The sequence below is a fragment of the Cryobacterium melibiosiphilum genome (assembly GCF_003602235.1).
Classification (GTDB): Bacteria; Actinomycetota; Actinomycetes; order Actinomycetales; family Microbacteriaceae; genus Cryobacterium; species Cryobacterium melibiosiphilum.
Genome location: NZ_QZVS01000075.1, coordinates 41,562 through 61,570 on the forward strand (window position 1 = coordinate 41,562; position 20,009 = coordinate 61,570).

The window sequence follows — 20,009 nt, forward strand, 5'->3', positions numbered from 1 at the left end:
TTGGCCCGCGCGGGATTCTTCGACGGGCCACGGCCGCGGATATTCGCCCACCGCGGCCTGGCGCTCAACGCTCCCGAGAACTCGTTGCTCGCCTTCGTCGCCGCGCTCTCCAACGGCGCGACGCACCTGGAGACCGACGTGCATGTCACCCGCGACGGGGTTGCGGTACTGAGCCATGACCCCGACCTCGGCGCCTTCGGTCGCTCCGAACGCATCGACGAGCTCAGCTTCGCCGAACTGGGGCGCATCCGGTTGCCGGCCGGTCAGGTCGTCCCCTCCCTCAGCGAGGCCCTCGACACCTTTCCCGAGGCCCAGTTCAATATCGACGTCAAAGCGGATGCCGCACCACACGCCACGATTCGAGCCATCCGCGACAACCGCGCCACCCACCGCGTGTTGATCACCTCCTTCTCGGAGGCCCGCCGACGGCAGACCGTGGCCGGGCTGCCCGGTGTGGCCACATCACCCTCGAGCGTTGAATTCGCTCGGGTATTGGCCGCGGCCGCGGTGAATGCAGCATCTCGGACGCGCCGGCTGCTGCAGGGTTTCGCTGCCGTTCAGGTCCCCGAACGGGCCGGAATCCTGCGGATCGTGTCGCCGCGCTTCGTGCGGCTGATGCACTCCAGCGGCGTTGAGGTGCACGTCTGGACCGTGAACGAACCGGCCGCGATGGACCGTCTGCTCGGTCTCGGCGTGGACGGAATCGTGACCGACCGCTCTGACCTTTTAGCGGCGCGCGTCAAGTCCCCCAAACTGGGAATACCCCCAGAGTAGTCACGTCACGGAAGAAAACATACAGCTTGATGGTTTACAACTGGGTAAGCATCGAGAGGAGACCACACAATGGCGGATCGCAGTTTGCGTGGCATGAGGTTGGGCGCACAAAGCCTTCAAAGCGAAGAGGGCGTCACCTTTTCACCACGAGTTAGTCACAGTTATCTGTGCGCAACGTGCGGACGCGAGACGGTGATGATCTTCTCCGCAGAGGCTGAAGCACCCGATGAATGGGAATGCAAGCACTGCTCACACGTCGCAACCCGGTTGGTTGATTCCCAGCCGGTCGTTGTCGACCATTCGGACGAGAAGATCGCCCGCACCCACTGGGACATGCTGCTGGAACGCCGCACCCGCGATGAACTGGAGGAGCTCCTCGAGGAGCGCCTCACCGTTCTGCGCGAGCGTCGCGGTGGTCAGCAGAAGATCGGCGCGTAGTCAACACCAGCGCATATCCGGTCTAACGACCGAGCGAATACACGGTCCCGAGGCCTCGCGGCTTCGGGACTTTTCGTGCGCCCGAAACCGGAGTGCGGCGGGTGCGGGCGTGACGCACGCAGAGCAGGAATCCGGCCAGGCCGAGCCCGGACAGGAGCCACTCGAGGCCGCGGCCGACTTCCATGGCCGGCGTGACCGTCGCACTCAGCGGTACCGTCTGCACCATCGACCCCGGCTCCCACACCGGCAGCTGATCGAGCGTGGCCCCATCGGGCGTGATGATCGCGCTCGTACCCACCGTGGAAATGTTCACGACCGTGCGACCGGTCTCCATCGCGCGCAGCCGGGCGATCGCCAGTTGCTGCACGCTCTCGTCGGTGTACCCGAAGTCGGCGTTGTTGGTCTGGGCCAGGATGATCTCGGCGTGGTCGTCGATCATCTCGTGCACGAGCTGGTCGTCAGCGATGTCGAAGCAGATCGCGATGCCGGCCATGATGCCGTCGATGTCGAAGATGTTGTCGCGGGTACCGATGCCGTAATCCCGGCCGATCAGGTCGATCAGGTCGGGGGCGAACGGACGCCAGAACGCCCGGTCGGGCATGTATTCCGCGAACGGGACGGGGTGCACCTTGTCGTAGATGTCGACCGCGCCCTCCCCCGACTTCCAGAGCAGCGAGCTGTTGTAATAGGTGCCGTCCTGAAGCGTGATGGTGCCCGTGATCAGCGGGGCGTCCATCGCAGTGCTGATGTAGTCGGCGACCCGGGCGGCATCCGTTGAGCGGGTGGGATCGATGTCGCTGGCATTTTCGGGCCAGACGACGAAGTCGACCGGTTCACCGATCAGCGGCAGCGTCGCCGAGGCGTGGTCGTTCAGAATCTGGCCGGGCTCGTTCTGGGCGAACAGCCCGGCATCCGACGCTCCCTGCACGGCGGCCAGGCGCGCGGTGCCGGATTCGACGATGGGGAACGCCGGCACCACCAGCAATGCGGTGATGGCTGCCACGACCAGCGTGCTCTGCCAGAGCGGCGCGGATGCACCCCAGCCAAGCCGGGGCGGGCTCTCCGGCGCGGGCAGCGCCAACGGCTCGCGCAGCAACTGCAGCACCAGGGCGGCCACGAAGACAACCAGGAAACTGAGGCCGGAGAGCCCCACCCAGCCCACGAGGGAACCCAGCGGGCTCTCGGATTGGGACAGCGCGACCCGTCCCCAGGCGAAGCCGCCATAGGGCCAGACGGCGGAGATCGCCTCTCGGGCCGTCCAGAGCCCGGCGACGACGATCGGGACCACGCCGAGGCGGCCCAGCCGGGTCGGCCAGACCCGTGGCCCGGAGCTCAGCACCACGGCGGTCAGGGCGAGGCCCACGGCGAAGAAGATGCTCTGCAGTCCACCGAGGGCAAGCCACGGGACCGCGCCGAGGTACAGCGTGATCCAGAAGATGTGCGTCAGCCAGAAGGCCAGGCCTCCGACCAGCCCGACCAGTAAGCCGGTCCACGGGCCGCGGCCGAGCAGGGCGAGCAACATCAGCAGCACGCCGACCGGCGCCAGGGCCCACCAGTCCCGGTCCGGGAACGCGGCGTCCAGGACGATGCCGGCCCCGACGGCGAGAAGCAGGGCCGCCCACAGCGGCAGTTTCAGAGCGCGGCGCAGCGACAATGCCGGGAACGCCGCGGGCACCGTGTCGGGTCTACGCAACGGGTCTACGCAACGGAGGAGTACGCGACGATCCCGCGGCGCACGGCGTCCATGGCCTCGCGGGCGGTGCGGCCGACCGTGCCGTCCCCCACGACCGAGAGTTGGTCGAGCAGGTCGATGGTCTGCTTGGTCCAGCGCACGAAGTCGCCGGCGGCCATTTCCGCCTCATCGAGCACGTCGCTGAGCGAGGCTCCCCGCGCCCACTTCCACATGGCGAGGCTCAGTCCCACCGCCAGCGGATTGCTGCCGGGCAGCTGGTGGTCACGCTCGAGGTCGTCGATGCGGCTCCACAGGTCCTGCGTCTCGTCGAGGGCAGGCCGGAACGCGCCCTTGGGGAGATATCGGGGATCGATGAGGCCTTCTTCGCGCCGGGGCTCGAAGATCAGCGCGCACGCCATGGCGGCGAGGCTGGCCGCGTCCAGGTCGTTCCACAGCCCGCGGCGCAGGGACTCCGCCACGAGCAGGTCGCGCTCGGCATAGATCCGACGCAGGATGCGCCCACTCTCGCTGAGCACCACAAGGCCGGCCTCGTTCTGCTCCAGGTAGCCGTAGCCGAGCAGCACATCGGTGACGCGGTCGAAGACCCGCGCGATGGCTCCGGTGCGGGCGTTGATCTGCTGGCTGAGCGCATCCGTCTGCTGCTTCAGCGTGAACCAGCGCTCGGCCCAGCGCGCGTGCTGTTCACGGTCTGGACAGTGATGGCAGGAGTGTGCCTTCATGCGCTTTTTCAGGCTCACAAGTTCACGCTGGCGTTTGTCGCGCTCCCCGCGGTTGGCCGGGTCGGCCTTGGTTCCTTCCCGTTCGACGGCGGACAGGCGACGCCGGATGCCGGCATAGTCGCTGAAGTCGCCGAGGTGACAGGTCATCGCCTCCGCGAATCCGGCGAGCGACTCCTCCTGTTTGCGCACGCGCAGGGCGAGGTCGACGACGGCGCGATCGGCCTGGAACTGAGCGAACGAGGATTCGAGCACTTCACGGGTGCGTTCCCGGCCGAACTGGTCGAGCAGGTTGACGGCCATGTTGTACGTGGGTTTGAAGCTCGAATTGAGCGGATACGTGCGCTTCGATGCGAGGGAGGCCACCGCCTGGGGGTCCAGCCCCTGCTGCCATTGGATGACCGAGTGCCCGAGGGTGTCGATGCCGCGGCGCCCGGCCCGGCCGGTGAGCTGGGTGTACTCCCCCGGAGTGATGGGAACGCGGGCTTCGCCGTTGAACTTTTCGAGTTTGTCGAGGACCACCGTACGCGCGGGCATATTGATGCCGAGGGCGAGGGTTTCCGTCGCGAAGACGGCCTTGACGAGCTTCTTCTGGAAGAGTTCCTCGACTACCTCCTTGAAGGCCGGCAGCAGCCCCGCGTGGTGCGCGGCCACGCCGCGTTCCAGGCCGTCGAGCCATTCGAAGTAGCCGAGCACGCCGAGGTCTTCATCGAGCAGGGCGCGGCAACGGTCGTCAACGATGCGGCGGATTTCCTCGCGCTCGTGTTCGTCGGTCAGCCGCACGCCGGCCCGGAGCACCTGACGCACGGCCTGGTCGCAGCCGACGCGGCTGAAGATGAAGAAGATGGCCGGCAGCAGGTGCTTGCCGTTCAGCATCCGCACGATTTCGCCGCGGTCCATCCGGCCGGCGTCGAACTGGCTCCGCTGCGGAGGGCCGCCGCGGTAATCGCGGCCGTTTCGGCCGCCGCCATTGTGCCCGCGACCGGGCGCACCGTTGCCGGAACGCCCCCCAGTGCCGCGCCCCGCTGCCTGGTTCAGCCGCACCAGCTCGGGGTTGACCCGGTGGCTGGCCGCGAGGGCGCTGCTGTCGAACAGGTCGAGCATGTTGCTCTTGACCAGCACGTGCTGTTCGAGCGGAACCGGGCGTTCCTCCGAGACGATCACGTCGGTGTCGCCGCGAACCGCCTGCAGCCAGTCGCCGAACTCTTCCGCATTGGACACCGTCGCGCTGAGCGAGACCATCCGCACCGGCTCGGGAAGGTGGATGATCACTTCTTCCCAGACGGCGCCGCGGAACCGATCGGCGAGGTAGTGCACCTCGTCCATCACGACGAAGGCGAGGTTTTTCAGCAGGTCGGAGTCGGCGTAGAGCATGTTGCGCAGCACTTCGGTCGTCATGACCACGATGCGCGCCTGCGCATTGACGTTGGTGTCCCCGGTGAGCAGCCCGACCTGGTCGGCGCCGTACTCGGCGACGAATTCCTGGAACTTCTGGTTGCTCAGCGCCTTCATCGGGGCGGTGTAGAAGACCTTGTCGGAGCGGGTCTGCATCGCCAGGTAGATGGCAAACTCGGCCACAATGGTCTTGCCGGCCCCGGTGGGCGCGGCCACGAGCACGCTGTGGCCGTCTTCGAGGGAGGCGCAGGCCTCGGCCTGGAACGGATCCAGGTCGAAGCGCAGGCCGCTGCGCCACTGCTGCAGCTTCGGCTGCACGGCGCGGGAGCGGGCGGCGGCGAACCGTTCGGCCGGGGACTGGTGGTCTGCCGGGGACTGGCGTTCGGCCGGGGATTGGGTGTGTGTCACGGGTGCTACAGCGCCACTTCGTCGGTGAAAGCGAGTGCCCGTTTGGCAGCTCGCCGGTCGTGCAGCACCGCGATTCCGTAGGCGGCGAAGTAGAGCGCCACCATGGGGATCGCGAGCATGAACATCGAGATGAGGTCGGCGGCGGGGGTCGCGATCGCCGTGAACAGCACGATGACGAGGATGGCAATGCGCCAGGACTTGATGATTGACGCGGCGCTGATCACCCCGGCCATGTTGAGCAGCACGATGAACACCGGCAGCACGAAAGCGATGCCGATCGCTATGACGAGTTTGAGCACGAAGTCCAGGTAGTTCTGCGCGTTGATGAACGCCGCATCTTCGACCGGGGCGAAACTCGTCATGAGGCCGACGATATTGGGCAGCACGAACCAGCCGGCCGTGCAGCCCGCCAGGAACAGCGGGATGGCCGTGAAGAAGAAGCCGAAGGTGTACTGCTTTTCCTTGCGGGTGAGCCCCGGCATCAGGAAGGCGAAGATCTGGTAGAGCCAGACCGGGCTCGACACCACCAGGCCGACATAGAACGCGATCTTCAGTTTCAGGTCGAACGACGACGTGATATCGGGGTAGTTGATCTGAGCCGCGCGGCCCTGCTCGGACGCGATCGCCAGGATCGGCTGCCGCAGGGCATCCCAAACGAAGTCCGCCACGACCCAGCCGACGATGGCACCGACGACGATGCCGGCGGCCGCCAGGAAGAGCCGCTTGCGCAGTTCGATCAGGTGCTGGCCGAGCGACATCTTGGCCTCGCCGCCGGCTCTGCGCCGGGTGCCGCGCAGTGCCATGGACTACGGCTTCGTGCGGGGGTCGACCGTGCCGGCGGGCTGGTCTGCTGCTGGCTGGTCTGCTGCGGGTTTGACCGGTGCGGGCTGGTCGGCGGCAGGCTGGTCGGCGGCAGGCTCGTCGCTCTTGATCTCGCTCTTGAAGATTTTGAGGGACTGGCCGAGGCTCCGGGCCAGGCCCGGCAGCTTGGGCGCCCCGAAGAGGAGCAACACCACGACGAGGATGACGAGGAAATGCCATCCGGTCAGGTTACTGAGCATGAGGGGAATCCTTCGAGAGTGCGGGCAGCGTTCCGAACAGTTTACCGCGGCGGATCGCTCGATCACGACGCAACTGGCGGCGCAGGAGCCGGTCGAACCGACGATCGGCGACAACCTCGGCGAGCCGATCACGAGTCTGGAAGATCGCTGGCACCGACCGCGCCGTAGCGGGGGCCTCCCCGGGGTGGGCTGAGCCGATGCTTACTCGGTCGCCCAGCTCGCCGAGAGCCTGCCCGAGCGTCATGAGTTTGCGAAACAGGACCACGCTGAAGAGCACGAGCACTGAGAGGAGCACCAGGGCGAGGCCACTCCAGATGAGAACCCACGACCACCACGGCATCAGGCTCGCTCCGTCGGCGCGGCGGGCGTCTCGTACTGCGCCGCTGCGGCGGCGGCCCAGTCGGCCACGACGCGTCGGGCCTCCCCCGGTGCGATGACGGTGACGGTACCGGGAAGCCCGGTCACGAGTCTTTTCAGACCGTGGAAGCTGGCGAGGCGCAACCGAACCCGGCAACGATCACCGTCGACCTTCTCGGTATGCACTTTATCGGTGACGCGTTCGGGCCGGTAGTCCGCGAGGAGGGGAAGGGCCGACTCCGGCAGTTCCACCACAACCGTGAGGTCTTCGGCGGAGGGCTCGAAGAGCCGATCGGGCAGCGCGGAGACCGGCTGGCCCGTGCGGGGCCGGTCGGTGACGCGCAGGTCGACCAGACGGTCCAGCCGAAAGGTGCGCACCGCTGACCGCAGGTGGCACCAGCCACGCAGATACCAGTCTCGGTCGACGGACTCCACCCGGAGGGGGTCGACGAACCGGTGCTCGTGCTCGCCGGCCCCGTTGAGGTAGTCGAACTCGACCTGAACGTCGGCCTGGACCGCGGTCGCGATCAGGGCCAGGGCATCCGCCGACCCGGACTTTTCGGCCAACAGCTGGGTCGGTGGAGCCGACGCGCCGCGGGTGAGCTTGGCCATGAGCGATGCGATCGCGGCCCGGTCGGCGTTTTCCGGCAGGGCTGACAGGTATTGCAGCCCCGCGATCAGCGCGGCGGCTTCCCGTGCGGAGAATCGGGGTGCATCGTCAATTCCCACCAGGTGGGTGAGCACGATGCGATCGTTGAGCTCGAATTCATCCCACTGGATGTCGAAGAGGTCCCCATGCTGGTATTGGTTCGTGGCGCCCGGCACGCCCGACACGGCGATCAGTGTGACGGCGTCGCGCACGCGCTCGGGGGTGACGTCGAAGTGGGCTGCAACGTCGGTGACGCTCACGGTGTCGTGGTCCTGGAGGTAGGGCACGAGGGCCAGCAGGAAGGCCAGCCGATCGGGGCCACGCAGGGCGCCGGGCATCAGCGCTGCTCCCGGTCCGGGCGCACGTGTGGATCGCCGTGCTGCTCCGGAATACCGTGCTGGTCCGGAATACCGTGTTGCTCGGGAATACCGTGCTGTTCCGGATCGCCGGGCTGCGGCGGATCGCGGTGCAGGGCGGCGACGCCGGCCAGACGCTGAAGCACCGCGGCGCGCAGGCTCTCGGGAGAACGAACCCGCACCTCGGGGCCGAAGCCCGCGAGTTCGTCGGCCAGAATGTTGAGGTCGGTGAAGTGCAGGCTCACCCGGGGGGACGCCGCGTCGGCCGGAGCAATGCCCCTTTTGCCGAGTCGAACCGCGGCATCGCTGCCGGGCTCGACGTCGATCTCGGCGACATTGGACTGCCAGAGGGCCTCGAGCTCGTCGAGGGCCAGCCGTGCGGTCAGGGTCGGGTCGGGTTCGAAGGTGCTGCGCGGCACGGCAACCACGGCTCCGACGATGCGGGAGAGCAGGAAGGTGCGGGTCGCCCCGACCTCCTGGTCCGAGGCGAACAGGTGCCAGCGGCCGTCGAACTGCACGATGGCGCGCGGCGCTACGACCCGACGGCGCGGGGCAGCGTCTCCCGGTTTCAGGTATCGGAACGCCACGACCTCGCCTCGATCGAGCGCCCGATTCAAGGGCTCGAACGATGAATCGAGTGCCCGCAGGTGCGGGGCGTATCCGAGCACGGGGTCGCTCGCGCCGGCCCCGAGGGACCGCAGCTTGGTGAGCGCGCGGCGGGACTCGGCGGACAAGGAGCCCTCGCGCCACACCGTGGCGGCGAGCTTCAGGAGCATGAGTTCGTTGGGCGAGAACCGCACGTCACTCGGGAGGTCGTAGAGTCCCTTCGGGATGCGGTATCGCGCCTGCACGTGGTCGTAGGGGTCGAGCGCTTCGAGCGGGATTCCCAGTTCGCGCAGGTCGTCCTTGTCACGCTCGAACTGGCGCTCGAGACCGGTATTGTCCTTGTCGCGCACATACCGCTGCCGGTAGCCCTGAACCGTGGACAAGACCTGGTCACGACTCAGTCCGGTTTCGGTCGCGATGAGCGCGAGGACGAGGCTGAAGAGCCGCTCCTCGACCGCGATCGCCGCCACGATCGCCTAGCCCAGGGCGGGGGCGTCGTCCACGCCGAGGATATCGATGACGAAGATCAGGGTGGAATTGGCGGGAATCGTGCCCGAGGCGGTCGGCCCGTAAGCCAGGTCGGGAGGGATGACCGCGACGACCTGAGAGCCGACGGTCTGGCCGATCAGCGCGGTGGCGAAGCCGGGAATGATGCCGCCCTGGGTGGTGGATCCGTCGGCCGCGAGCAGCGGTACCGGGGCGCCGTTTTCCCAGCTGGAGTCGAAGACGGTCTTGTCGTCGTTCCAGAGAACTCCGGTGTAGTGCAGGGTGGCCACCTGGCCGTCCTTGACCGTCTCGCCGGCGCCCTTCTTGAGCACACCCATTTCGAGCTCGGTGGGCACGTCACCGGCCGGAATCGTGATTCCCGGGCGTCCGTCTTCGTTCAGCACGACCGAGGGAAGACCTGGTTCCGGGGCCTGGTTCGCGCCGTTCGCGCGGGTCAGGTAGGTTTTCACGACGTCCACGACGAAGACGAGCGAATCGGTCGCCGCGACGCCGAGCTGGGCATTTCCGTCCTGCGGGCCGAAACCGTCGTCGGGAGCCACTACGACGGCGACCCGCGAGCCCTCCTGGGCACAGGTCAGGCCGAGGCGCAGGCCGGTGAGGGCCTGGTCGTTCAGAGTGACGGGGGCGGCCGACGTCGGGCCGTAGGGGCTCTGCTCGATGAGTTCGCCGGACGTACCGTTGTAGACGCTGAGTTCGATGGACAGCCGCTGGCCGGATACGGTCGGCTCACCCTGGCCCGCGATGAGCACGCTGCGCTCGGTGGACTCCGACTTCAGCGGTGTCGGGAAGTCGACGGTGGGAACCGCGCCGAGGTCACCGGTGGCCGCGATGAGGTCGGAGGCGGGGCCATCCGTCACCGGAGCGTCACAGTCTGCGGCGCTCGCGTTGGGGCTGCTGCACGACGTCAGTGCCGCCATCAACAGGCCGGCGGTGGCGATGAGTGCGATTTGCTTGCGCACGGGTCCTCTTCTCGATCTGGGAGCGCTCGCGGAGGCGGCGCGGGTGGTGCAGGAAGGTTTCGGGTGGTGCGAGGCTGCGGCGGTGCTGGCTGTACTGCCTGTGTGGGCTGTGCGAAACCGGGCGACGCCCATCCTAATCTGCGTCGGTGACGGTGGGAGCGTGCGCGGGGGCCGCAGGTGCCGGTTCGGCCGGTGCCGGTTCGGCCGGTGCCGGGGCATCCAGGTCGCGGGCCTTCGAGAGGGCCGCGCTGGTTCCCGCGGCGCGCACGCGCTTGCGCAGGCTCTTGGGGCTCGCGGTGCGTTCGCCGAGGGCACCGGGAGTCCAGGCTTCAAAGTCGGCGTCGTCAAAGTCGGTCTTCGACGGCCGACGCTTCAGCTCGGGCAGGATCGTGTCGGGCGCGAGGCGACGCGCCGTGATCAGGAAGCCGGTGTGGCCGATCATGCGGTGGTCGGGACGCACCGCAAGTCCCTCGACGTGCCAGCCGCGAATCATGGTTTCGTTGGAATCCGGGTTTGTGTACAGCCCCGTGCCACGGATGGCTTCGGCGACCCGGGACAGCTGGGTGACCGTCGCGACGTAGCAGAGCACCACCCCGCCGGGCTTGAGGGCATCGGAGACTACCTCGAGGCACTCCCACGGTGCGAGCATGTCGAGCACGACACGGTCCACGCTCTGGGCCGGGAGGGTGTCGGGCAGGGTCTCGGCGAGATCACCGAGGGTGATCGTCCAGTTTTCGGGGTCCGATCCGAGGAACGTCGCAATGTTATCCCGGGCTACGTCGGAGAATTCCTCGCGACGTTCGAACGACGCGAGGCGGCCGGACGGGCCGATCGCGCGCAGCAGCCAGAGCGACAGCGCTCCGGACCCGACACCGGCTTCGACCACGGTCGCGCCCGGGAAGATGTCGGCCTGCGCCAAAATCTGGGCCGCATCCTTGGGATAGATGATGGCGGCGCCGCGTGGCATGGACATGACGAAGTCCACGAGCAGGGGACGGAGCACGAGATGCTCGACGCCCACGTTGTTGGTCACGACCGAACCGTCGGGCAGGCCGATGATGTCGTCATGGGCAACGATGCCGCGGTGGGTGTGGAAGACCTTGCCGGGTTCGAGCGTGATCGTATTCAGGCGTCCCTTGGGGCCGGTGAGCTGGGCACGGTCGCCGGCGCGAAACGGCCCGCTGTTCTGGACAACTTGATTGTGGCTCATGCGGTAACGGTGTCCTCGGCGGTGTTCAGGGTGAGTGATGGAGTGGGAAGCGGAGTGGGACGGTTCGCGAGCAGGGCGGCGAGGTCGGCGAGGCCGCGGCCGGCCAGGGACTCCCAGCGCACGTAGTCTGCGCTTTCGGGCAGGTCGATCTGGTGGGGAACGGCGATGGTCAGTGCGCCGGACGCCACGGCCGACGCGACCCCGGGAACGGAATCCTCGATGGCGATACACCGGGCCGGGTCGACCCCGAGGATGCGTGCGGCGGTCAGGTAGGCCTCGGGGTGGGGCTTGCTCTCGACGACCATGTCGCCGGCGACGATGGTGTCGAAGGCCGCGGCGTGCAGATCGGACACGTCGACCAAATCGGCGACCTGGCGGGCCATCCGCTCCACGGACATCGTGACGAGGGCGGTGGGAATGCCGGCCGCCTTGAGCTCCAGTAACAGCTCCTGGGCTCCCGGGCGCCAGGGGATGCCTTCCGCGGCCAGTTGCTCCTGCACGCGGCTGGTCAGCCACGCCACGATGGCATCCGCGGGCATGTCGACGCCGTGGGATTGCAGGATCGCGGCGGAGTTCCAGAGGCCCGACCCGACGAGCTGCATGCAGTCCTCGTGGGTCCAGGTGCCGCCGAAGGAGCCGACCAGTTCCGTTTCGGCGCGCATCCAGAACGGTTCGCTGTCGACGAGCGTCCCATCCATATCCCAGAGTACGGCGGCGGGCAGGGCTGAATTCGCGGGGATCGGTGTCACGGGGTTCAAGTGTACCGGGCACCGCCTATCCTTGACTGATGGCGCGTCGCGCGGCGCGGAATACGACACCGAAGAAGCGAGGGTTCACGACGGTGACTGACGGCAATGGATTCCTGGGTGGACGACTGCTCGTTGTGGCCTTCGAGGGCTGGAACGATGCCGGCGAGGCGGCGACCGGTGCCGTGCGCACCCTGAAAGACCTGCTCGACGTGACCCAGATCGCCGAGGTCGACCCGGAGGTCTACTTCGACTACCAGTTCAACCGTCCGACCGTCTCAACGGGTGAAGACGGCCAACGCCAGCTCGAATGGCCCGGCGCGGTCATCTACGGGCCGTCCGTGCCGAGCGCCGCCAGCGTCCCTCTCGCCGAAGACGCCCAGCTCCGGGTGAGCGAGAGCAACGCGGGAAACATCTACCTGCTGCTCGGCACCGAACCCAGCCGCAGCTGGAAGAGCTTCGCGTCCGAGATCCTCGACGCCGCCCTGGCCGCCGACGTCACCGGCATGGTCTTTCTCGGGGCGATGCTCGCCGATGTCCCCCACACCCGGCCCATCTCCATTTTCGTCTCCAGCGACAACGCTGCCGTGAGAAGCGAACTTCAGATTGAGCGCAGCAGTTACGAAGGACCGGTCGGCATCCTCAGCGTGCTCTCCGACCTGGCCGAACAGCTCGGCATCCCGACGGTCTCGATTTGGGCATCCGTGCCGCACTACGTGCACAACGCGCCGTCGCCCAAGGCGATGCTGGCGCTCATCGACAAACTTGAAGAGATCATCGACGTCGTCATTCCTCGGGGCACCCTCGTGACCGAGGCCGCCGAATGGCAGACCGGAATCGACGCCCTCGCGGCGGAGGACGACGACATGGCGGCCTATATCAACCAGCTCGAACAGGCCCGCGATACCGTCGATTCGCCCGAGGCGAGCGGCGAAGCGATCGCCCACGAGTTCGAGAAATACCTCCGCAAGCGCGGCGACGGCCGCGACGGCCGCAGCGGCGGACCCGGCACCGCGCCCGACGGACCACGCCAGTCCTGACCCGTCCCGTTCGGGCCACGCACCCCGGCCGGGCGACGCCGCTACAGGTCGATGCCCAGCAGGGCGTCCACTGCGTGGGCGACCAACGGGGGGTTGCTGACTCCGCTGAGTGCGGCCCTGTCCAGCAGGGCCAGCGCGGTCGGCGTGTCGAGGTCGTTGACCAGCGCGGTGCGCACGGCGCCGACGACGAAGGAGCTCGTCGCGGTGCCGGGCACGGCGTCGGCGCCGAAGGCGGCGCTCCACCGAGCAAGCCGGGCCGTTCCGATTGTGAGGTGGGCGTCGGTCCAGGTCCAGTCGGAACGGTAGTGCTGGGCGAGCAGTGCGAGCCTGATGGCCCGGGCATCCGCCCCCTGCTTCAACAGCGCTGAGACGAGCACGAGGTTGCCGAGCGACTTGCTCATTTTTTCGCCCTGGTAGCCGACCATTCCGGTGTGGCTGTAGACGCCGGCGAGCGGATGCCCCGAGAGCGCGGCCGCATGGCCCGCGCTCATATCGTGGTGCGGAAAAATCAGGTCCGCTCCCCCGCCCTGCACCGTAAAGTCCGTGCCGAGCTCCTTGAGCGCGATGACGGAACACTCGATGTGCCAGCCGGGACGCCCCAACCCGACCTCGGACTCCCAGGCCGGCTCGCCGGCGCGAGCGGCGCGCCACAGCATCGGGTCGAGCGGATCACGCTTACCGGGGCGATCGGGGTCCCCACCCCGCTCAGCGGACAACACGAGCATGCGTACCCGGTCCAGGTTGCTCTCGTCACCGAGACGCCAGGCGGTGAGCCGTTCGGCGGCGGCATTGTCGAAATAGACATCGGCGCCGCCCGGGTGGAGCGCATCCAGGGTGGGCACCGAATAGGCCATTCCGGCCGTGACCAGTTGGCCGACGGCGGCAGCGATCTCATCGATGACCTCGGTCACGGCGACGAAGTCGTCCGGCGGGATGATGCGGAGGGCTGCCATGTCGGAACGGAACAGGTCGACCTGGGACTCGGCGAGGTCACGCCAGTCGACGCCGGTGGCCGTGGCTCGCTCGAGAAGCGGGTCGTCGACATCCGTCACGTTCTGGGCATAGTGCACGCGATATCCGGCGTCCCGCCACACTCGCTGCAGGGTGTCGAAGGCCAGATAGGTGTTCGCGTGGCCGAGGTGCGTGGCGTCGTACGGAGTGATACCGCATACGTAGAGGCGAGCCACGGTGGTCGGCTTCGCTTCCACCAGGCTGTCGCTGGCCGTATCGTGCAGCCAGGGAGCGGTGGAGGGGCCGGGGACGGACGGAATCTGGGGGTGTTGCCATGCACGCATGCATCCAGCCTAACTAGGCCGCGATGGTGCCATTTGCCAGCAGTACGAGCAGGGTGCCGCCGAGCAGGATGCGGTAGATGACGAACGGCAGAAAACTGCGCTTCGAGATGTAACTCATGAAGAAGGCGATGACGGCCAGACCGACAAAGAACGCGATAACGGTCGCGATCAGGGTTTCCAGCGGGCCGAAGATCTCGGGGGTGCAGTTGCCCGCCGCTTCGACGCAGGGGTCCGCGATGGTTTTGAAGATCTGGTAGAAACCACTGCCGAGCACTGCGGGAATGGCCAGCAGGAAGGCGTAGCGGGCGGCGGCGGCGCGTTCGTAGCCCATGAACAGACCGGCCGTGATGGTGCCTCCCGAGCGGGAGACCCCGGGCACGAGGGCGAGGGCCTGGGCGAAGCCGAAGACTACGCCATGGCCGACAGTGAGATCTTTCAGCGCGCGACGCTTCGCGCCCACGTAGTCGGCGACGCCGAGCAGCACCCCGAACACGATGAGCATGATCGCCGTGATCCACAGCGACCGCAGCACGGTCTCGATCTGGTCCTGGAACAGCAGACCCAGGACGATGATTGGAAGAGATCCGAGGATGATCAGCCAGCCCATGCGGGCGTCGCCGTCGGTGCGCGGAACACGACCGATGAGCGAGCGGAACCATTGCCCGATGATGCGCACGATGTCACGCCAGAAGAAGAGCACGACGGCGAGTTCGGTGCCGATCTGGGTGATCGCGGTGAAGCGTGCACCCGGGTCTTCGCCGGTGCCCAGGAATTGCCCGACGATGGTGATGTGGGCACTCGAGGAGACCGGGAGAAACTCGGTCAGGCCCTGGACCAGGCCCAGGATGATCGCATTGATGATGTCCACGCGCGCCGCTTCCGTTCAGATATCGGGGCTGGAGACTAGTAGCCCGAGAGCAGGTCGGTGAGGACCTGCCTGCCAAAGACTAATGCGTCGAGGGGAACTCTCTCGTCAACACCGTGGAACATCGCCGGAAAATCCAGATCGGCGGGCAGCCGCAGCGGAGCAAAGCCGTAACCTTTGATGCCGAGCTTGCTGAGGGCCTTGTTGTCGGTTCCGGCAGAAAGCAGGTACGGCAGCACGGGCGCGCCCGGGTCGTGGCGTCCGAGGGTGTCGATGACCGCGTCGATGAGCGGGCCGCTGAACTCGGTCTCGAGCCCGACATCGCGGTGCACGATGACGATCTCGATGTCGGGGCCGACGAGGTCGGCGATTTGCGCCAGAACCTGGTCCTCTTCGCCGGGCAGGGAACGGATGTCGATGAGCGCCTCGGCCGTGTCGGGAATCACGTTGTGCTTGTAGCCCGCGGTGAGCTTTGTGGGGTTTGTCGTGGTGCGCAGGCTCGCCTGGATGAAACCGGACGCGGTGCCCGTGGCGAGGGCGAGTTCGTCGGGACCGACCTTCTGAGGGTCGACGTCGAGAATGCGGGCCAGCTCGCCGAGCAACTGGGTCGTCGTGTTGGTGAGGCGGATCGGCCACTCCCGTCGCCCGACCGCCGCAACGGCTTCGGCCAGGCGAGTGACGGCGTTGTCGTGAATGAGCCGCGAACCGTGGGCAGCGCTGCCCCGGGCGATGAGCTTGATCCAGATCAGAGCCTTCTCACCCGTCTGCAGCAGGTAGGCGCGCTGACCGCCGAGGGTGATCGAGTAGCCCCCCACCTCGCTGATCGCCTCCGTGGCCCCGGCGAAAAGCCCGGGCCGGTTATCCACCAGGTAGTGCGAGCCGAATACTCCCCCGGCCTCCTCATCGGCGAAGAACGCGACCACGAGGTCGCGTTCCGGCGCCTGACCGGCCCCGATGATGTCCGTCAGCGAAGCGAGGATCATCGCATCCATGTTCTTCATGTCGACAGCGCCGCGGCCCCAGAGCATGCCGTCCCGGATGACGCCCGCGAACGGATCGACGGTCCAGTTGGTGGGGTCCGCCGGCACCACGTCGAGGTGACCGTGCACGACGAGGGCCGGCTTATCCCGGTTGCGCCCGGCGACCCGCGCGACCACGCTCGTGCGGCCCGGTTCGGAGTCGAACAGTTCGGCAGTGAGGCCCAGGCCGCGCAGCTTCTCGGCGACGTACTCGGCGGCCTCCGTTTCACCGTTGGAACGCCCTTCGCCGTAATTCGTCGTATCGAATCGGATCAGGTCGCGGGCGATCTGCGCGGTGAGGTCGAGCCCGTCCAGCCCCCCGGAACTCGCCGAATCCGGCGAGTCGGGCGAGGATGCGGAGGTGGTGTCGGGCGGAGTTGAAGGAGCCATGACTTCACGCTACCGGGCCCACTTCGCCCGGTGTGTACAAAGCGGGCTTCTAAGCATGCTAGATTCTTCTACGGCAGCCAGAACAACGGCGGCCATCATCACCCGGTCCGGGTGGCGGAATTGGTAGACGCGCTGGCTTGAGGTGCCAGTGCCCGTTAAGGGCGTGTGGGTTCAAGTCCCATCTCGGACACGGAGATTGCACCAGTAACTGGGGCAGTTAACGAGAACTGGTTGAGACAGTTCACAAGATAAGGCCGAATCGAAAGATTCGGCCTTTCTTGCGTTAACGGAGCCGAACCGGGTTCACCGACGTTCACTGTTGAGGTTCGTTCACTGTTGGGGTTCGTTCCGTGCTGGGGTTCGTTCCGTGCTTAGGTTCACGGTATGGATCGTTCCGGTCAGCCCATCCCCGTTTTGCTCGTGCACGGCATTCGCGCGTCGAGAACGATGTGGCGCCATCAGGAGCACGACCTGCGCGCGGCCGGCCACCCGGTGCTCGCGATCGACCTGCCGGGCCACGGCAAGCGGCTGGGCGAGGACTTCACCGTCCCGGTCGCCCTCGCCGCCATCGACGCTGGCGTGACATCCCTCGGCGGCCGGGTTCTGCTGGTCGGGCTCTCCCTCGGGGGGTACTACGCCATTGCATATGCGGCAACACACCCCGATCGGGTCGCCGGACTGGTCGCCGCCGGGTGCAGCGCGGTGCCACGCGGGGTGCTGCTGCACGGTTATCGCCTGCTGGCCCGGGGCATCCATCACCTGCCCGATCGCGGGCTATGGCTGCACGAGACGATGGCCCGCCGCCTGCTGCCGGCGGCCGGCGCGCGGGATGTGCTGGCGGGGGGCGCCGCGCTCGACGTCATGGATGCGGGACTCCGGGCCACGTCGACCCTGTCTCCGCTCCGCAGCCTGGCCGAGTATCCCGGGCCGGTGTGGCTCGTCAATGGCGCCCTGGACCACTTTCGCCTGAACGAGCCCCGGTTCCTCGCCGCCTGCCAGCACGGCCGGGTCGTGGTCGTGGCCGGGGCCACACACCTGTCGAGCCTCGCGCAGCCCGAGCGCTTCAGCCGGATACTGCTGGACATCACCGGGCAGGTGGTTTCGTATCGACCGTGATTACTGGTATCGTTGGCCGTTGACTTGCGTGATGGGTCCCACCCCACACGATTATCGCCGCACCAGCGCCCTCTACCGCTAGCGGCTGTCCAAACAAATTATTCTGCTCGCACTATTTCCGTTCAGACACTTAGTCCGTTCAGAAATATTGTGTGCAGAACCCAACGAAAGCGTAAAAAACGTGGCAAATATCAAGTCGCAGATCAAGCGAATTGGCACCAACAAGAAGGCTCAGGAGCGCAACAAGTCGGTCAAGAGCGAGTTCAAGTCCGCGATCCGCGTGACTCGTACCGCCATTGCTGCCGGCGACAAGGACAAGGCTGTCGCCAGCCTCGCCTTCGCTTCCAAGAAGCTCGACAAGGCTGTCAGCAAGGGTGTCATCCACCAGAACCAGGCAGCAAACAAGAAGTCGGCCATCGCGAAGGCCGTTTCCGCGCTCGTCTAATCTCGATCGTGTGATACACACTCAAAAGCCCCCGTCAGCGCGACGGGGGCTTTTGTGTGCCGTCACGGAGCGCCCGGTCGCGGCACCCGTCCCATTTCGGGGAGTGCGGGCGCGGGTTGCCCCGACGAAGGCCCCCGCTATACTGACCGCGTGATGAGCCCTCAGGTGTCTGAAATCGCCCGAACCCACCGTCAGCGCACCCCGGAAACGGATGGCGACCGACCCGCAGCAACCGGAGCCTCCGCACGCCTGTTGACCGGATTAGCGGCTGCCGGTGCCGTACTCGTCGCCGCGGCCCTGCTCGCGGAGCCTGTCACTGCGCCGGGCATGGCGCCGTGGACGATTGTCGCGGTGCTCGCGCTCGTGCTCTTTCTCGTGAGCCTGGCCGGGTTTGCCACTGCGGCCGGGTTTGCCAGTGCGGCCGGGTTTGCCAGTGCAGCCGGGGGCGCGACCGGCTGGCGTCGCGGCCTTCTGCGGATCGCCGGGCTGAGCGGTCTGGCCGCCCTGGCCGTTGTCGCGGTGGCCATAGCCATGCGCTTGTTTCTGCCGTTGCCGCTGCAGAGCGTGCTGGTGCAGTTCAGCGACCTGGCCGGCCGGGTGCAGATCGAGTATTGCCCCACCCTCCCCCAATCCTTTGCCGGCAGCACAACGGCCGCCGACCTGCACGGTTCCGGCGCCGTTGTCCCGGTCAAGGTGACCGGTGCGGTCTGCGGGAGCGACGAATTTCCCCAGGGCGTCTGGCTCTATCTGGCACGGTCGTCCATCACGCTCGGGGCGGAATAGCGCCCTGCGGCCCCCTAGAGCTCGCCGCGACGGGCAATGACACCGACAAGACGCTCAAGGGCGAAGACGGGGTCTCGCACAGCACCCTTGACGCCGGCATCCGCTTCAGCCAAAGCCTCGATACAGCGGGCGAGGCCCTCATCGGTCCAGCCGCGCAGGTCCCGTTGCGCTCGGTCCACCTGCCATGGCGCGAGGCCGTACTTGCCGGCCAGCTGGGCGCTGCCGCCGTGAGCGCCGTAGAGCTTGGCCATCGTGCGAATTTTCATGGCGAACGCGGCGACGATCGGCACCGGGTCCGCGCCCGAGGACAGGGCGTGGCGCAGGGTGATGAGGGCCTCGCCGCGGCGCCCGGCGATGGCCGAGTCGGCGACCTTGAAGGCATTGGTCTCGACCCTCCCGCCGTAGTACCGGTCCACGGTCGCCTCGGTGACCTCGCTCGTAGCGTCGGCAATCAGCTGCTGGCAGGCGGCCGACAGCTCGGCCAGGTCGTCGCTGAACGCGCCAACCAGGGACCGCAACGCCCCCGTGCTCACGCGCTTGCCGCCTGCTCGGAACTCAGCGACGGCAAAATCGTACTTGTCGGTGTCCTTTTTGAGTTCGGCACACACCACTTCGATGCCGCCGCCGAGACCGCCACGTATGGTGTCAAGCAGTTTCTTGCCGCGCACTCCCCCACCATGGCGAAGCACGACGTAGGTATCGTCGGCGGGGTTGTCGAGGTACTCCAGGGCTTCAGCCAAAAAGGTGTCGCTGCACTTTTCGACCGAACTCACCCGGATCAGCCGCGGTTCGCCGAACAGCGACGGACTGGCGAGGGTCAGCAACTCGCCGGGCGCATAGCTGTCGGCCTGCACGTCGCTGATCTCCAGGCTGGGGTCTTCGAGCTTCAGAAAGTCCCGGAGCTGGCGGATGGCGCGCTCGGCCAGGAACGATTCGGTACCGGACACAAGAACGATGGGCGCGGGTCGCACCTGATGCCAGGCCAGTTGCGCGATCGTGGTCTTGGCGGCGGTCTTGGCGGCGCCCCCCTTGGCGGAGGGGCGTGCGGCGGGTCGAGCGGCCACGGGATTCCAATCGTTGATGTGCTCGAACCAGCCTAACCGGCACCCACCCCGGCCCCCACCCTGACGCCGAGTGCGGTGCGGTCACGCCGTTCCGGGCGGCCGGGGCATCGCCGGGCT

General features: G+C 67.2%; 20 protein-coding genes and 1 tRNA gene. 7 read left to right on the forward strand and 14 right to left on the reverse strand.

What is annotated here, in order from left to right; translation table 11 throughout:
* Both D6T64_RS07500 and D6T64_RS07505 read left to right on the forward strand, forming a co-directional pair.
* On the forward strand, nucleotides 1–774 hold the full coding sequence (locus D6T64_RS07500) for a glycerophosphodiester phosphodiesterase family protein (protein ID WP_119973789.1): 774 nt from the start codon (nucleotides 1–3) through the stop codon (nucleotides 772–774).
* 69 nt (nucleotides 775–843) lie between these two features.
* Nucleotides 844–1,212, forward strand: a complete 369-nt coding sequence (locus D6T64_RS07505; protein WP_119973792.1) for an RNA polymerase-binding protein RbpA — start codon at nucleotides 844–846, stop codon at nucleotides 1,210–1,212.
* A gap of 22 nt (nucleotides 1,213–1,234) precedes the next feature.
* Here the strand turns inward: D6T64_RS07505 and lnt are convergent, their stop codons facing one another.
* The 10 genes from lnt to D6T64_RS07555 all read right to left on the reverse strand — a co-directional run bounded on the left by lnt (nucleotide 1,235) and on the right by D6T64_RS07555 (nucleotide 11,887).
* Nucleotides 1,235–2,905 (reverse strand): apolipoprotein N-acyltransferase, encoded by a 1,671-nt coding sequence (gene lnt, locus D6T64_RS07510; RefSeq protein ID WP_233550913.1) that lies wholly within the window; start codon nucleotides 2,903–2,905, stop codon nucleotides 1,235–1,237.
* Nucleotides 2,906–2,910: 5 nt separating this feature from the next.
* Nucleotides 2,911–5,424 (reverse strand): DEAD/DEAH box helicase, encoded by a 2,514-nt coding sequence (locus D6T64_RS07515; protein WP_119973796.1) that lies wholly within the window; start codon nucleotides 5,422–5,424, stop codon nucleotides 2,911–2,913.
* A gap of 5 nt (nucleotides 5,425–5,429) precedes the next feature.
* Nucleotides 5,430–6,182, reverse strand: coding sequence for a twin-arginine translocase subunit TatC (gene tatC, locus D6T64_RS07520; RefSeq protein WP_119973837.1), 753 nt, complete (start codon nucleotides 6,180–6,182; stop codon nucleotides 5,430–5,432).
* A gap of 48 nt (nucleotides 6,183–6,230) precedes the next feature.
* A complete protein-coding gene (tatA, locus tag D6T64_RS07525; protein WP_119973798.1) occupies nucleotides 6,231–6,485 on the reverse strand; it encodes a Sec-independent protein translocase subunit TatA in 255 nt (84 codons plus the stop codon).
* Nucleotides 6,475–6,825 (reverse strand): hypothetical protein, encoded by a 351-nt coding sequence (locus tag D6T64_RS07530; RefSeq protein WP_119973800.1) that lies wholly within the window; start codon nucleotides 6,823–6,825, stop codon nucleotides 6,475–6,477. Before D6T64_RS07530 ends, tatA begins: the two co-directional genes overlap by 11 nt.
* Nucleotides 6,825–7,829: a helix-turn-helix transcriptional regulator gene (locus D6T64_RS07535; RefSeq protein WP_119973803.1), complete on the reverse strand. Its 1,005-nt coding sequence runs from the start codon at nucleotides 7,827–7,829 to the stop codon at nucleotides 6,825–6,827. The genes D6T64_RS07530 and D6T64_RS07535 overlap by 1 nt, the downstream gene beginning before the upstream one ends.
* The gene (locus D6T64_RS07540; RefSeq protein WP_233550914.1) at nucleotides 7,829–8,923 is read right to left on the reverse strand and encodes a helix-turn-helix transcriptional regulator; all 1,095 of its coding nucleotides are present in this window, start codon (nucleotides 8,921–8,923) and stop codon (nucleotides 7,829–7,831) included. Before D6T64_RS07540 ends, D6T64_RS07535 begins: the two co-directional genes overlap by 1 nt.
* A gap of 6 nt (nucleotides 8,924–8,929) precedes the next feature.
* Nucleotides 8,930–9,919 (reverse strand): FKBP-type peptidyl-prolyl cis-trans isomerase, encoded by a 990-nt coding sequence (locus tag D6T64_RS07545; protein ID WP_119973807.1) that lies wholly within the window; start codon nucleotides 9,917–9,919, stop codon nucleotides 8,930–8,932.
* A 133-nt stretch (nucleotides 9,920–10,052) separates the two neighbouring features.
* Nucleotides 10,053–11,129: a tRNA (adenine-N1)-methyltransferase gene (locus tag D6T64_RS07550; RefSeq protein WP_119973810.1), complete on the reverse strand. Its 1,077-nt coding sequence runs from the start codon at nucleotides 11,127–11,129 to the stop codon at nucleotides 10,053–10,055.
* Nucleotides 11,126–11,887, reverse strand: coding sequence for an HAD family hydrolase (locus D6T64_RS07555; RefSeq protein WP_377012075.1), 762 nt, complete (start codon nucleotides 11,885–11,887; stop codon nucleotides 11,126–11,128). The genes D6T64_RS07550 and D6T64_RS07555 overlap by 4 nt, the downstream gene beginning before the upstream one ends.
* An 83-nt stretch (nucleotides 11,888–11,970) precedes the next feature.
* On the opposite strand from D6T64_RS07555, the gene D6T64_RS07560 reads away from it, so the two are divergent.
* On the forward strand, nucleotides 11,971–12,915 hold the full coding sequence (locus D6T64_RS07560; protein WP_119973814.1) for a proteasome assembly chaperone family protein: 945 nt from the start codon (nucleotides 11,971–11,973) through the stop codon (nucleotides 12,913–12,915).
* Between the two features lie 41 nt (nucleotides 12,916–12,956).
* Here D6T64_RS07560 and mshC read toward each other — a convergent pair whose 3' ends face one another.
* The 3 genes from mshC to D6T64_RS07575 are packed head-to-tail and all read right to left on the reverse strand — an operon-like array spanning nucleotide 12,957 to nucleotide 16,484.
* Nucleotides 12,957–14,210, reverse strand: a complete 1,254-nt coding sequence (mshC, locus tag D6T64_RS07565) for a cysteine--1-D-myo-inosityl 2-amino-2-deoxy-alpha-D-glucopyranoside ligase (protein ID WP_119973816.1) — start codon at nucleotides 14,208–14,210, stop codon at nucleotides 12,957–12,959.
* 13 nt (nucleotides 14,211–14,223) lie between these two features.
* Nucleotides 14,224–15,078, reverse strand: a complete 855-nt coding sequence (locus D6T64_RS07570) for an undecaprenyl-diphosphate phosphatase (protein WP_119973819.1) — start codon at nucleotides 15,076–15,078, stop codon at nucleotides 14,224–14,226.
* A gap of 35 nt (nucleotides 15,079–15,113) precedes the next feature.
* Nucleotides 15,114–16,484, reverse strand: a complete 1,371-nt coding sequence (locus D6T64_RS07575) for a M20/M25/M40 family metallo-hydrolase (protein WP_119973821.1) — start codon at nucleotides 16,482–16,484, stop codon at nucleotides 15,114–15,116.
* Between the two features lie 105 nt (nucleotides 16,485–16,589).
* On the opposite strand from D6T64_RS07575, the gene D6T64_RS07580 reads away from it, so the two are divergent.
* From D6T64_RS07580 to D6T64_RS07595, 4 genes are all read left to right on the forward strand, one after another.
* Nucleotides 16,590–16,674 (forward strand) — tRNA-Leu (locus D6T64_RS07580).
* Between the two features lie 194 nt (nucleotides 16,675–16,868).
* The gene (locus D6T64_RS07585; protein ID WP_233550915.1) at nucleotides 16,869–17,600 is read left to right on the forward strand and encodes an alpha/beta fold hydrolase; all 732 of its coding nucleotides are present in this window, start codon (nucleotides 16,869–16,871) and stop codon (nucleotides 17,598–17,600) included.
* 181 nt (nucleotides 17,601–17,781) lie between these two features.
* Nucleotides 17,782–18,045, forward strand: coding sequence for a 30S ribosomal protein S20 (gene rpsT / locus D6T64_RS07590; RefSeq protein WP_119973823.1), 264 nt, complete (start codon nucleotides 17,782–17,784; stop codon nucleotides 18,043–18,045).
* A gap of 150 nt (nucleotides 18,046–18,195) precedes the next feature.
* Nucleotides 18,196–18,828: a hypothetical protein gene (locus D6T64_RS07595; protein ID WP_147364503.1), complete on the forward strand. Its 633-nt coding sequence runs from the start codon at nucleotides 18,196–18,198 to the stop codon at nucleotides 18,826–18,828.
* Between the two features lie 14 nt (nucleotides 18,829–18,842).
* Here D6T64_RS07595 and holA read toward each other — a convergent pair whose 3' ends face one another.
* Complete coding sequence (gene holA / locus D6T64_RS07600; protein WP_119973827.1) at nucleotides 18,843–19,892, reverse strand: DNA polymerase III subunit delta; 1,050 nt, start codon at nucleotides 19,890–19,892, stop codon at nucleotides 18,843–18,845.
* Nucleotides 19,893–20,009 lie beyond the last annotated feature (117 nt).